The organism is Mesorhizobium sp. B3-2-1 (genome assembly GCF_006439515.1).
In the GTDB taxonomy this organism is placed as follows: Bacteria; Pseudomonadota; Alphaproteobacteria; order Rhizobiales; family Rhizobiaceae; genus Mesorhizobium.
Genome location: NZ_VFTI01000020.1, coordinates 29574 through 42691 on the forward strand (window position 1 = coordinate 29574; position 13118 = coordinate 42691).

Consider the following 13118-nt stretch of genomic DNA (forward strand, 5'->3'; position numbering starts at 1 on the left):
GGCATCGATGAGCGTTTTCGGATCACAGTCCATGGCGGCGCCGCTGCGGCGCGTGCTGATGCGGTCGGCGGCCAACGCCATGCGTGACGCCGACCGGGCCGCCTGGCACTATGGCTCGGGATTCAACCCGGCGAAAGCAGCCTCGCAGCACGCGGTCCTTGCTGAACTGGTTGCCGCTTCCGGCGCCGAGATCGAATGGATCGAGGACAAGGCCGACGGACTTTCGGATTCGGTGTTCACGCACGACCCCTCGCTGATGACCGACCGCGGCGCGCTGATCCTGTCCATGGGTAAGCCGTTGCGCGCCAGCGAGCCCTCGCTGCATGAGGAAACCTACAGAAGACTGGGCATTCCGATCCTTGGCCGCGTCGAGGCTCCTGGCCAGGTCGAAGGCGGTGACTGTGTATGGGTGGATGCCCGCACGCTGGCGATCGGGCGCGGTGTCCGCTCCAACCAGGAAGGCATCCAGCAGGTCTCCAATCTGCTAACGCCGCTGGGCATCTCCGTCTACGGCTTTGATCTGCCGCTGTGGCAGGGCGAAGAGGCGTGCCTGCATCTGATGTCTGTGATCAGCCCGCTGGCCGACGACCTAGCGCTGGTCTATTCGCCGCTTTTACCGGCGCCGTTCTATCAGACGCTGAAGGCGCGCGGCATCCGGCTGGTCGAAGGCGACGCCGAAGAATTCGCCGCTTCCAACGGCCTCAGCCTGAACGTGTTGCCGACCAGCCCGCTCAACGTCATTGCCGTCGCGGGCTTTCCCAGGACCAAGGCCGCCATGGAAGCCGCCGGCTGCACGGTCGAAATCTTCGAGGCGGATGCACTCTGCATCGCCTGCGAAGGCGGGCCGACATGTCTGACGCGACCGATCCTGCGCCAATGAATGCGCGCCGTAAGTTCCGTCGCGAGGGCGAGGAGCGGCGGCGGCAGGATCTGATCGAAGCGACTCTCGACAGTGTGGCGGAACATGGCCTGCAAGGCGCCAGCCTGCGCACCATCGCATTGCGTGCCGGCGTCACCGCCGGGCTGATCCGGCACTATTTCCCGGGCAAGGAAGAATTGCTGCAGGAAGCCTATACGGCGTTGGTCGGCCGCATGACCGAGCAGGCGAAAGCGGCGTTGGTCATGGATGATGCCTCGCCGCGCCAGCGACTTGCGGCTTTCGTCACCGCCAATCTCAACGCGCCGATCATCGACGCGCGGGTGTTTTCGCTCTGGGCAACCTTCATCGGCCGCGCCGGTGCGGATCCTGCCCTGGCCCGTGCCCACCGCGAAGGCTACCTTGGCTTTCGCAACGAGGTGGAAGCGGTTGTGGCCGAAGTGCTCGCCGCCGAACAGCACAAGCCGGACGCAAACGAGCTGCGCCACCATGCCATCGCGATCAATGCGATCATCGACGGGCTCTGGATCGAAGGCTGCCTGGCCGGCGAGATGTTCTCGCCCGGCGAACTGGCGGCGATTGGCATCAAGGCTGTCGAGGCCGAGCTCGGCCTCGCGCCGCTGGAGCAATTCCAGGAAAAATGAGAAGCGGTTTTCCCGGGAATAGCGCGTTGCGCTTTCCCTTGGGAATTGCGTAAGCAACAAAGAGACAGAGGGGAGAAAACCAATGACCACCATCGGCGAAGCGTTGATTTCGCTACTCGAGGCCCATGGCGTCGACATCGTCTTCGGCATCCCCGGCGTCCACACGGTCGAGCTCTATCGCGGCCTGGCGAGATCGAAGATCCGCCACGTCACGCCGCGCCACGAACAGGGCGCCGGCTTTATGGCTGACGGCTATGCCCGCGCCAGCGGCAGGCCGGGCGTCGCCTTCGTCATCACCGGGCCGGGGCTGACCAACACCATCACCGCCATGGGCCAGGCACGCGCCGATTCAGTGCCGATGCTGGTGATCTCCGGCGTCAATGCCACCGACACGCTCGGCAAGGGGCTCGGCTTCCTGCATGAATTGCCCGATCAGCGCGGCATGATGGAGAAGGTGGCGCTGTTGTCGGAGCGCATCACCGAGGCTGCAGAACTGCCGGGCGCGCTCGCCCGTGCCTTCGCGTTGTTTTCTTCCGCGCGTCCAGGACCGGTGCACATCGAAATTCCGACCGACGTCATGGTGAAGCCTGCCGACGGTCTTGCGGCTGCGCTGAGCAATGCCGCCCCGCCTGCTCCGGAAGCTGGGGCAATTGCCGAGGCGGCAAAGCTGATCAAGGTAGCGCGCCGTCCGTTGATCCTTGCCGGTGGCGGCGCCAGGAAGGCGGAAGCCCCGCTGCGGCGCCTCGCCGAAAGGCTGGGCGCTCCGGTCGTCGAGACCACCAACGCACGCGGTTTGCTGCACCGCCATCCGCTCTGCGTACCGGCAAGTCCGAGCCTGAAGGCGGTCCGCGCGCTGATGGCCGAGGCCGATCTGGTGATCGCCGCCGGCACCGAATTCGGCCCAACCGACTATGACGGCTATGGCGACGGCGGCTTCGTGCTGCCTTCGAACCTGATCCGTATCGACATCGGCGCCGACCAGCTTGCGCGGCGCCCGGTGACGGTCGCCATCCAGGCCGATTGCGCCGACGCGATCGAGGCCCTGCTTGCGGCGATCGATCCTGGCTACAGCGCCGGAGAAGACGGCCATGGCCGCGCCGCGGCGGGGCGAAAGGCCGCCTTTGCCGAGTTGAGCCCGGCCTATGCGGCGCAGGTGCATGCCGTGGAAATAATCCGCGATGCATTGCCCGGCGCCATCATCGTCGGCGACTCGACCCAGCCGATTTACGCCGCCAACCTCTATTACGACCACGACCGGCCTGGCGGCTGGTTCAATGCGGCGACCGGCTTCGGCGCGCTGGGCTATGGTCCTCCGGCGGCGATCGGCGCGGCACTCGCCATGCCCGATGCACCGGTTGTCTGCCTGACCGGCGACGGCGGCTTCCAGTTCACCTTGCCGGAGATAGCCGTAGCGCTGGATTCCGAGGCGCCCGTAATCTTCGTCGTCTGGAACAACAGGGGCTATCGCGAGATCGAGACCTCGATGCTCGATGTCGGCGTGGAACCTGTCGGCGTGTCGCCGGCGCCGCCTGATTTCTGTAAGCTGGCCGAAGCCTATGGCATTGGCGCCGAAAGACTGGCCGACATCGGCGCCTTGCCACAGGCGCTGAAGCACGCCCGGGCAACGGGCCTGCCGCGCGTCATCGAAATCACGATCGTTTGAATCGTCCGAGCCAGCCTCGGTCCCTCGTCCGGAAGCGGACCATTCGCCGGCTTGGTTTTTGCAAAGACATGAGCCGCTTCCGGGTGGTTTCGCTATTCGACGGCGTCCTGACGCATGCAAAGACGTGACGGCTGCCATGTCGAGATATCGGTTGAGTGATCGACCGAAAGGCGCGACGCTTCGCGTCGGCGCGGCAAATCAACGACAAAAGTCATAAAGATGACAGGAACGGTCCAGGATGACGGAAACACTTGAAGGCAGGCATATCGTGGTGACCGGTGGAACCGGCGCGCTCGGTGGGGCGGTGGTCGGCAGACTGCTGGAGCAGGGCGCGATCTGCCATGTGCCGAACGCGCACGCCGCCGCACCTTCACACTTTCCCTTCACCACGCATGATAATGTCAAACTGGCGCACAATGTCGACCTGTCGGACTCCGCCAAGGTCGAAGCCTTCTATTCTCTGGTTCCTGCCTTGTGGGGATCGATCCATCTGGCGGGCGGCTTTGCCATGGCGCCGGTGGAAAAGATCGAATCGGCGTCCTTTGCCGAGATGATGGATACCAACGCCCGCACCGCCTTCCTGTGCAGCCGCGCGGCTATCCGCTCGATGCTGGCGTCGGGCTCTGCCGGCCGCATCGTCAATGTCACCGCGCGCGCCGGGCTCGACCCCAGGCGCGGCGCCGGGATGGTCGCCTACACCGCCAGCAAGGCGGCGGTGGCCGCCATGACGGTGGCAATGGCGGAAGAGCTCAAGGCCAACGGCATCCTGGTCAATGCCGTGGCCCCCTCGACGCTCGACACGCCGGCCAACCGCGCCGATATGCCGGATGCCGATTTCACCAAGTGGGTCAGCCTCGAAGCGGCGGCCGAGGCCATCGCCTATCTCGCCTCGCCCACCAACCGGGCAATGAGCGGAACGCTGGTGCCGCTCTACGGCAGGGCCTGAGCTTCAAGAGCATTCGCCAAAGAAAAACCCCGCCGGAGCGATCCGGCGGGGTTTGTTTTTGAGCTATATGAGGGGCTTAGCTGCCCTGCTTCTTCAGCGCGGCACCCAGGATATCGCCCAGCGAAGCGCCGGAGTCGGTCGAGCCGTACTGGGCGACCGCTTCCTTCTCTTCGGCGATTTCCAGCGCCTTGATCGAGACCTGCAGCTTGCGGGTCTTCTTGTCGAAGGCGATGACGCGGGCGTCGACCTTCTGGCCGACGGTGAAGCGCTCGGGGCGCTGCTCGTCGCGATCGCGGCTGAGGTCGGAGCGCTTGATGAAGGTCTCGATGCCGCTGTCGACCAGCCGCACTTCCAGACCGCCATCCTTGACGCCGATGACTTCGCAGGTGACGACCGCGTTCTTGCGCAGTTCGCCTGACGTCGCGGCTTCACCGACCGTATCCTTGGCCAGCTGCTTGATGCCGAGCGAGATGCGCTCCTTGTCGATGTCGACGTCGAGCACCTGCGCCTTGACCATGTCGCCGCGATTGTACTCTTCGATGACCTGCTCGCCCGGACGGGTCCAGTCGAGGTCGGAGAGGTGGACCATGCCGTCCACGTCGCCTTCGAGGCCGATGAACAGGCCGAACTCGGTCTTGTTCTTGACCTCGCCCTCGACCTGGCTGCCGACCGGATGGCTCATGGCGAAAGCCTGCCAAGGATTCTCGAGCGTCTGCTTGAGGCCGAGCGAAATGCGGCGCTTGGCCGGATCGACCTCGAGTACCACCACGTCGACTTCCTGCGTCGTCGACAGGATCTTGCCGGGATGCACGTTCTTCTTCGTCCACGACATTTCCGAAACGTGGATGAGACCCTCGATGCCCGGCTCCAGCTCGACGAACGCGCCGTAGTCGGTGATGTTGGTGACGGTGCCCTTGATCTTCTTGCCGATCGGGAACTTGGTGCCGATCTCGGACCACGGATCGCTCTCGAGCTGCTTCATGCCGAGCGAGATGCGGTGGGTTTCCTGGTTGATGCGGATGATCTGCACCTTGACCGTCTGACCGATGTTGAGGATTTCGGTCGGATGGTTGACGCGGCGCCATGCCATGTCGGTGACATGCAGCAGGCCGTCGATACCGCCGAGGTCGACGAACGCACCGTAATCGGTGATGTTCTTGACGACGCCTTCGACAACCTGGCCTTCTTCGAGGTTCTGCACGATTTCCGAACGCTGTTCGGCGCGGCTCTCCTCGAGCACGGTACGGCGCGACACCACGATGTTGCCGCGGCGGCGATCCATCTTGAGGATCTCGAAGGGCTGCGGGTTGTGCATCAGCGGGGAAACGTCGCGGATCGGGCGAATATCGACCTGGCTGCGCGGCAGGAAGGCCACGGCGCCGTCGAGGTCGACGGTGAAGCCGCCCTTGACCTGGTTGAAGATGACGCCTTCGACGCGCTCACCCTTGGTGAACTTCTCTTCGAGACGGACCCAGCTCTCTTCGCGGCGGGCCTTCTCGCGCGAAAGCATCGCTTCGCCAAGCGCGTTCTCGATGCGCTCGACATAGACTTCGACGGTATCACCGACCTTGAGGGTGGTGTCCTTGCCCTTGACGCCGAATTCCTTCAGCGGCACGCGGCCTTCGACCTTGAGGCCGACGTCGATGATGGCCATGTCCTTTTCGATCGCGGTGATCGTGCCCTTGACGACCTGACCTTCGCCAGAGTGGCCGGTGGTGAATGATTCTTCGAGCAGGCTCGCGAAATCATCGCGAGTGGGATTTGCAGCTGACATTGTTTCTCCTGGAGTGCCCCGCATCTCGAGCGGGACGGGCGCCGTGGGTTAGCGTTGCGTTGGCCTGCCGGCGTTCCGGGCTAAAAAGCCCTGGGCCGCTCTTAAGCGGCAATTCCGGCGCATGAAGAATGCTGGCAGGCTGGTTCGTGCCCGATATGGGTATTTTCTTCGCCTCCGGCAATCGGAAGCAGCATGAAAACCCGGATCAGGCCTTGTTTCTCTTGGCCAGCACGTCGTCGATGACAGACATGGCCGCGAGAAACGCGGCTTCTATAGCCATTTCGCTGGTATCAAGCAAGTGCGCGTCGGCGGCCGGCTTCAACGGCGAGTCCGCCCGGCCCATGTCGCGCTCGTCGCGGCGTTGGATGTCGGCGAGGATTTCGGCGAAATCGGCGGTGCCGCCGATGCTTTCGATCTCGGCCAGCCGGCGCTTCGCACGCACCTCGGCGCTTGCCGTCACATAGAGTTTTATGTCGGCGTCGGGGCAGACGACGGTGCCGATGTCGCGGCCGTCAAGCACCGCGCCCGGCGGCGTCCTGGCGAAGTCGCGCTGCTTTTCGACCAGGATGCGCCGCACGGTCGGGAAAACCGCGACCTTCGAAGCCGCTTCGCCGACCGCATGCGCCGACAGCACGGTACGGTCGAGCTTTGCCAGGTCGACTTGGCGCGCCGCGGTCTCGGCCGCCGAGACGTTGTCGAGCGGCAAGCCAAGCCGCAACAATGCGTGGGCGACGGCGCGATAGGTGAGGCCGGTGTCGAGCAGGTTCAGCCGGTAATGGTCGGCAAGGCGCCGGGCCAGGGTGCCCTTGCCGGCACCGGCGGGTCCGTCGATGGCGATGGTGAAGGACTGGGTCATGAACGACAACAAGCCGAGAACCGGCGTCAATGCAATATGCCACCAGCGGTTCGAACGAGTCAGCGCTACTGCTGAGCAGGCTGCGAATTTGTTCTAAAAACAGAAAATACCAAGCCCAATATATGCCCGAAAAAATACACGCTGAGGATCGCGTAGCCACCCATCACCAGCAATAAGGCGCTTGAGTCAAGATAGGCTCGGACTGGCTCAAGTATCCAGCCGAAATGCAGGCCATATGAACAACCAATGGCTCCGCACGAAGAAGCCATGCTTGGTATGGTCAGTCCGATCCATAGGGCTGAGGTCAAACCAAGGCGCACCCATGAATAATTTCGATCTTTCATAGCCTTGGCAACGGACATCGCCTTCGCAATCGTCAAGACCGCACCGGCTATTATCATCGAGACCAGAATAGTCATGGCTATCTCCAATACTCGTTTGAGCTTGAAGGGCCAACCCTTAAAGAACGATTGAGTTGATAGCCAAATTTGACGGCACTGTGAGTTTAGGAAATCTCCGCGCCAAGCCCCTTCATCAGCCCCATGAACTCCGGAAAGCTCGTCGCGATCATCGCCTGGTCATCGATCGTCACCGGCTTTTCCGTCGCCAGTCCCATCACCAGAAAGCTCATGGCGATGCGGTGGTCGAGATGCGTCTGCACGGTCGTATCCAGGCCGTTGGGATGGCCTCCCAGGCCCTTGCCGCCGGGTTTGCCGCGCACGGCGAGCGAAGCTTCGCCCTCGGTGCAGTCGACGCCGTTGAGCTTCAGCCCGTTGGCCACCGCCGACAGCCGGTCGGATTCCTTCACCCGCAGCTCTTCCAGCCCTTGCATCAGCGTCTCGCCCTCGGCGAAGCTCGCGGCAACGGCCAGCACCGGATACTCGTCGATCATCGACGGCGCCCGCTCCGGCGGCACGGTGACGCCTTTCAGCTCGGAGTAACGCACGCGTAGGTCGGCGACATCCTCGCCGCCGGCATTGCGCGGATTCAAGACGTCGATCTGGCCGCCCATCTCCTGCAGCGTGAGAAGCAGGCCGGTGCGGGTCGGGTTCATCAGCACGTTCTCGATCGTGATGTCCGAGCCCGGCACGATCAGCGCCGCCACCAGCGGAAAACCGGCCGAGGAAGGGTCACCCGGCACCGCGATGGTCTGGCCGGTGAGCTTGCCCTGGCCTTCGATGAAGATGTGGCGCACGCCGCGTTCGTCGGTTTCGACCGACAGATTGGCGCCAAAGCCTTTCAGCATCTTTTCGGTATGGTCGCGCGTCATGACAGGCTCGATCACCGTGGTGATGCCCGGCGTGTTGAGGCCGGCCAGCAGTACCGCCGACTTCACCTGCGCCGACGCCATCGGCACGCGGTAGGTGATCGGGGCGGCGTGCTTCGGGCCATGCAGCGTGATCGGCATGCGGTCGCCGGGCGTGGCCTTCAGCACCTGCACGCCCATCTGGCGCAAGGGTTCCAGCACGCGGCCCATCGGCCGGCCGGACAGCGAAGCATCGCCGATGAAGGTCGTTTCCATGTCGTAAGTGCCGACGAGGCCCATGGTCAGCCGCGAGCCGGTGCCGGCATTGCCGAAGTCGAGCGGGCCTTCCGGCTGCAGCAGCGCGCCGTTGCCGGTGCCGCGGATCACCCATTCGGCGCCGTGCTTCTCTATATGCGCGCCCATCGCCTTCATGGCCGCGCCCGTGCGCATCACGTCCTCGCCCTCGAGCAGGCCGGTGATGCGGGTTTCGCCGGAGGCGAGCCCCCCGAACATGAAGGAGCGGTGCGAGATCGACTTGTCGCCCGGCACGCGGGCGGTGCCGGAAAGGGCTGGTGACTTGCGGGCGGTGGCCGGCTTGGCAGCGGCGGCGTGAGACATGGAATTTCCCTGGACGGAATGCCGGCTGACCGGCGCTTTTCATTTGTTGCGGCGGTCTCGTATCACGGCGAGGCGAAATGGTCATCCCCATGCTCGTCACTTGGCGCGAGGCCTTTCAGTGCTTGGTTTTGTGACGCCGGCTTTTCGCTTTGACAGCGCTGCAAACTGTGGTTAAGGGGACCACTCTTTTATCGACGAGGCTTGCCGTGGCAAAAACCGAACTTGGCACAAAACGCATCGACCCGGAAACGGGCCGGAAATTCTACGACCTGAACAAAGACCCGATCGTCTCGCCCTATACGGGCAAGACCTATCCGCGCTCCTATTTCGAGGAAGGCAAGATCGCCGCCGTCGAGGAGGAGGAGGAAGTGGCCGAGAAGGAAGTGGACGCCGAGGACGAAGAGGGCGTCGAGGTCGTCTCGCTCGAAGAGGCGGAAGACGATACCAAGAGCGACGATCTTCCCGATCTCGGTGATGACGAGGATGATGTCGATCTCGGCGACGACGAGGACGATACGTTCCTTGCCGACGAAGAGGAAGAAGAAGACGACGTTTCCGACATGATCGGCGTCGGCGACGACGACGACGAGGTCTGACAAGGTCTCGAACGCAAGCGTTTGCCGGCTTTCACGGCCTGTGAAGAAAAAGCCGGCGATGAAGGCTTGATATCTGGGAAAGGCGGGGTTAGAAGCCGCCTGCACTAACGGCGCGGTCTTCCAACCCGCGCCGATCTCTCGCCGGAAACGGCGCCGGCTGACTGCCGGGAGTGGGGCCATAGCTCAGTTGGGAGAGCGCTTGAATGGCATTCAAGAGGTCGTCGGTTCGATTCCGATTGGCTCCACCAAACAGTCTTCTAAGCCCATGTAACGCTTAGATATTAGCAAATTCAACGCCTTACACCTCCCGTGTGCATCACTTTAGTGATACAACTCGGAGCATGAAAGACGTGGCCGATACCCATCTGCAATGCCGCAAAGGCACTTGGTACTACCGACGCGCAGTACCGAAGCACCTCGTGCAGGCGATGGGTCGATCCATGATTTTCCACTCGCTGCACACGACGGAGAAAAAGAAAGCCAAGAAGCTTCGCGAAGTCGAGGACGTGACATGGAGCGCGAAATTCGCGTCCCTCGAAACCGGGGAACCGCAACCCATCATCCAGCTGTCGGAGGCGGCCCTCGGAGACCAGGAACTGCTTGAACTCGTTCGAGCCTACGTCGCAAGCAATTCACGGCAATTCGAGGAGCGAGAGACCACGATCCCATCCACCACTGCAGAACGGAAAGATGCGGTCGAAAACATCGAACGGGATATCTCGATCTTGTGCGACCCTGACGATTTTCGTGCCGATGAGTGGATCGGTGCGATTGGTGGAAAGGTGCTCACTGAGGCCGGACAAGACCCAAAGTCGGTGTCGACCGCAACCAACGCTCGCCTTTCGGAGGTGGTACGGCGCGGACTGCTCGAACTCAGCCGCCGCAGGTTGGCGCGCTACCAGAACGACTTCGGCGAGAATTTTTTCGACAACGCGTTTGATCCTGCCCGCCCCAAGCCAGTTCGTTTCGCAAAGTTGGCTGATCAATATCAGACGATGCAGATCGAAGAGGCGGAGGCCAACGGCATGTCGACCAAATGGGTGGACAAGATTAAAGCACAGGTCACGCTCGTGCGTGAGCTGATTGGCGACGACACTCTCGTGTCCAGCATTGACTACGATCTGTGCTTACGCGCCCGAAGCCTTTTAGCGAGAACGCCCAGCAACCGGACGAAGCATTACCCAGGACTTGGACTTGAAGCAGCCATCAAGAAGGGAGGGGACGAGGGCAAACCCATGCTATCTCCTATTACGCAAGCGACGTATTTGGACACGCTGCGAGGCATCCTGCGGTTGGCTGAGCTGAAGCGGCTTTTGCCGCATAATCCTGCCGAGACCTTGCGCCCGCTCAAGCGCGATGCCGAGCGGGCGGAAGACAAGCGACCACCATTCACACTCGACCAGATCAAGGCATTTTTCGGCAGTTCCTTTTATATGAGCTGCGCCCCGGACGCTCCGGTGCCCTATGCCAAGCCGGACCGCGAATGGCGCTATTGGCTGCCGTTGCTCAGCTTGTTCATGGGCATGCGCCCGAACGAAATATGTCAAATGCTCCCATCCGACGTGAAATGTTCGATTAAGGGCGCGTGGTATGTCGACGTGATCGCGTCGGCAGATGACGATGACGCCGGACTGGACCAGCCCGCAAAGACCCTAAAAACAGCGGCAAGCCGAAGGAAAATACCAATTCATCCCGAGCTGATAGCGCTGGGCTTTGTCGATCTTGCCAAAGCCAAGCAGAAAGCTAAGGCAGAGCGTTTATTCAGCGGCCTGAAAAAGGACGTGTACGGTAATTGGGCGTCCTATTCGCTGAAGCGTTTCCGCGACACCTTCCTAAAGGGAGCGATTAGCGTTGGCCCGAAACAGACATTTTACAGCTTTAGGCACAGTTTTCGCGATGCCTTGCGCCGAAGCGAAGCTGGGCCCGACACCTTGAAGGCTCTCGGGGGATGGAGCCAAGGCACGGTGACAAGCGACAACTACGGCGACAAATCCGATCCAGATCTTCATGTCGACGCGATGGCCAAGGTTTCATATCCGGGCCTGGATTTGACCTATCTGCGCCCCGCGAAGCTGATTGTCTAGCAAAGTCAGCCAGTTATGTAGCCTGTTAAACTAGCGCGTGTCGAAGACCTGGTTGCAAACTCCGACCGGCTCATGACAGCGCTATTGCTGAGCCTAAGGATCGCGTCTTACGGTGCCGGAAACTACCGCAAGCCACCAGGACGATCAATGGAAACGCAACCTCAAATCATGAGGACGAACGAAGCCGCGCGCTATGTCGGCATTTCGCCCTCGACACTTTCCAAAATGAGATTGCGCGGCGAGGGTCCTCCGCACGCCAAGATCGGGAAGCGCATTGTCGTCTACGATAAGGACGACCTCGCCGAATGGCTGGGCTCAATGCGCCGCCTATCGACGGTCCGCTAATTACACAACTGTGACAGCGTTAGCGATGAATTAGGCAAGAAAAAGCGATGAGCGGACATTCGACGCCACTCGGAGATAACAGTCGGGCACCGGTTCCTGTCTTTCCCACAAACCTGGTTTCCATTGAGGAATTGGCAGCAATGCTTGGCGTCTCGGTTCGCACGATCCGGCGATATCAGGCAGCTGGATTGACCCCGTCCCGGATCCGGCGCAGTCGCCAATTGCTGTACAAGCACGCTGATGCAGAAGCATGGGTCGTTTCGACGGCGGCTCACCGGAAGATCAGCAGAACCGCTCCTCCCACTGGTGGGTGCGCAAATGACTAATCCGAAGACGAAATATGCGTTGGACGAGCCGGGCGCGTTTAAGTTCTGGGCGCTGCAGGAAAAGGACGCCATGACGCTCCTGAAGGAAATCCGCTTCCGCTGGCGGGGATCGTCCGCCCGCGTCCCCGGCAAGTCCGGTAAGTGGGTGGCATATCCTCATCGCACGTGGCGCATATGGATGGGCAACATCTCTGAGAGCAAACTGGAGCGCTCGCTCAAAAAACTGGTGGAGGCCGGGCTGATCGAACGGGAACGCCATCGGCTTGCAGGAACCACAGTCTGCGCGTTCCTACGGCCCACAGCCCTCGCCCTGGGATTTGTCGGCACCGCTGCCGATCTGACACGCCTTCAAGGCGCGCAAACAACCGGTCAAAAATTGGGAAATGACGGAACCGTTGATGGAACGGCTGCGGGAACGATTGGTGGAAAGGTTGACGGAGCGCCTGACGGAATTGGTGACGGAACCGATCACACTTCCCTTCCTTCCACTCCTACCAAGTCATCTACTTCTACCTTTCTTCAGGCAACAAAAGGGAAGGGAAAGGCCGGGAAGACAATTCAAAAAGGGAAAACTCTGAAGGGGAAAGGCCTGCTCGATGCCACAGCCGCAAAGACGCCCGAACCTCAAGGCTCATCGGTGGCCACTGAGAACGTTGAAATGGACGAACTGGTAGCTGCACATAAGGCAAAACAGTTCGATAATTCCTTGGCAAAATTTCCCAAGAAATCGGGACCGCATCAGAAATGCGTCAGGCATCCGTCGGAGATGTATCCCGGATGGCCATCTTGGTCATTGCAGAAGAAGATCGAGAAGCACGCTCTGTACGAACTCTACGTCGCTAACTGGTACAATGGGAAAAGTGGCAAATCGAAAAGCGCCGACTGGAGCGACGAGGATGCGGCAGCGTGGGATGTCACTGCCAAAGCGCTTTCTTTGTCGCTTGAGGATGGGACTGACGATCCGCCTTTGCCCAAAAATATCTTTTTCAAGAAAGCCAAGTATTAGACCGGCGTAGGTTGTAGTCTTCGTGCCGCAAATCGTCACTTGGGACAGGCCCCGGGACACGAGCAGTTAGGCCTAGCCAAGGGGGTTGGGGAAGCGCCTTTGAAGCGAATACCTTGCGATTTTCAATAGCTTAGGGA

Annotated in this window: 12 protein-coding genes and 1 tRNA gene; 9 read left to right on the forward strand and 4 right to left on the reverse strand. The window is 61.4% G+C overall.

Going from position 1 to position 13118, the window contains the following annotated elements; all coding sequences use genetic code 11:
- Positions 1-7 precede the first annotated feature (7 nt).
- The 4 genes from FJW08_RS20410 (at position 8) to FJW08_RS20425 (ending at position 4130) form a co-directional block, all read left to right on the forward strand.
- Positions 8-880, forward strand: a complete 873-nt coding sequence (locus FJW08_RS20410; protein ID WP_140812036.1) for a dimethylarginine dimethylaminohydrolase family protein — start codon at positions 8-10, stop codon at positions 878-880.
- Complete coding sequence (locus FJW08_RS20415; RefSeq protein ID WP_140812037.1) at positions 850-1521, forward strand: TetR family transcriptional regulator C-terminal domain-containing protein; 672 nt, start codon at positions 850-852, stop codon at positions 1519-1521. The genes FJW08_RS20410 and FJW08_RS20415 overlap by 31 nt, the downstream gene beginning before the upstream one ends.
- A gap of 82 nt (positions 1522-1603) precedes the next feature.
- On the forward strand, positions 1604-3184 hold the full coding sequence (locus FJW08_RS20420; RefSeq protein WP_140812038.1) for a 5-guanidino-2-oxopentanoate decarboxylase: 1581 nt from the start codon (positions 1604-1606) through the stop codon (positions 3182-3184).
- A gap of 238 nt (positions 3185-3422) precedes the next feature.
- Positions 3423-4130, forward strand: coding sequence for an SDR family NAD(P)-dependent oxidoreductase (locus FJW08_RS20425; protein WP_140762773.1), 708 nt, complete (start codon positions 3423-3425; stop codon positions 4128-4130).
- Between the two features lie 76 nt (positions 4131-4206).
- Here FJW08_RS20425 and rpsA read toward each other — a convergent pair whose 3' ends face one another.
- From rpsA to aroA, 4 genes are all read right to left on the reverse strand, one after another.
- The gene (gene rpsA, locus FJW08_RS20430) at positions 4207-5904 is read right to left on the reverse strand and encodes a 30S ribosomal protein S1 (protein ID WP_140762771.1); all 1698 of its coding nucleotides are present in this window, start codon (positions 5902-5904) and stop codon (positions 4207-4209) included.
- A gap of 205 nt (positions 5905-6109) precedes the next feature.
- Positions 6110-6760, reverse strand: coding sequence for a (d)CMP kinase (gene cmk, locus FJW08_RS20435; RefSeq protein WP_140812105.1), 651 nt, complete (start codon positions 6758-6760; stop codon positions 6110-6112).
- 65 nt (positions 6761-6825) lie between these two features.
- A complete protein-coding gene (locus FJW08_RS20440; RefSeq protein ID WP_140812039.1) occupies positions 6826-7179 on the reverse strand; it encodes a hypothetical protein in 354 nt (117 codons plus the stop codon).
- An 86-nt stretch (positions 7180-7265) separates the two neighbouring features.
- Complete coding sequence (gene aroA, locus FJW08_RS20445) at positions 7266-8624, reverse strand: 3-phosphoshikimate 1-carboxyvinyltransferase (protein WP_140812040.1); 1359 nt, start codon at positions 8622-8624, stop codon at positions 7266-7268.
- A 206-nt stretch (positions 8625-8830) separates the two neighbouring features.
- Between aroA and FJW08_RS20450 the strand changes: the two genes are divergently transcribed.
- From FJW08_RS20450 to FJW08_RS20475, 5 genes are all read left to right on the forward strand, one after another.
- Positions 8831-9220 carry a TIGR02300 family protein gene (locus FJW08_RS20450; protein WP_140762759.1) on the forward strand — a complete coding sequence of 130 codons (390 nt, stop codon included), beginning with the start codon at positions 8831-8833 and terminating at the stop codon, positions 9218-9220.
- 172 nt (positions 9221-9392) lie between these two features.
- Positions 9393-9468 (forward strand) — tRNA-Ala (locus tag FJW08_RS20455).
- Positions 9469-9561: 93 nt separating this feature from the next.
- Positions 9562-11304 (forward strand): site-specific integrase, encoded by a 1743-nt coding sequence (locus tag FJW08_RS20460; RefSeq protein ID WP_140812041.1) that lies wholly within the window; start codon positions 9562-9564, stop codon positions 11302-11304.
- 168 nt (positions 11305-11472) lie between these two features.
- Positions 11473-11649: a helix-turn-helix domain-containing protein gene (locus FJW08_RS32440; protein WP_181182984.1), complete on the forward strand. Its 177-nt coding sequence runs from the start codon at positions 11473-11475 to the stop codon at positions 11647-11649.
- A gap of 318 nt (positions 11650-11967) precedes the next feature.
- Positions 11968-12981: a hypothetical protein gene (locus FJW08_RS20475; protein WP_140812044.1), complete on the forward strand. Its 1014-nt coding sequence runs from the start codon at positions 11968-11970 to the stop codon at positions 12979-12981.
- Positions 12982-13118 lie beyond the last annotated feature (137 nt).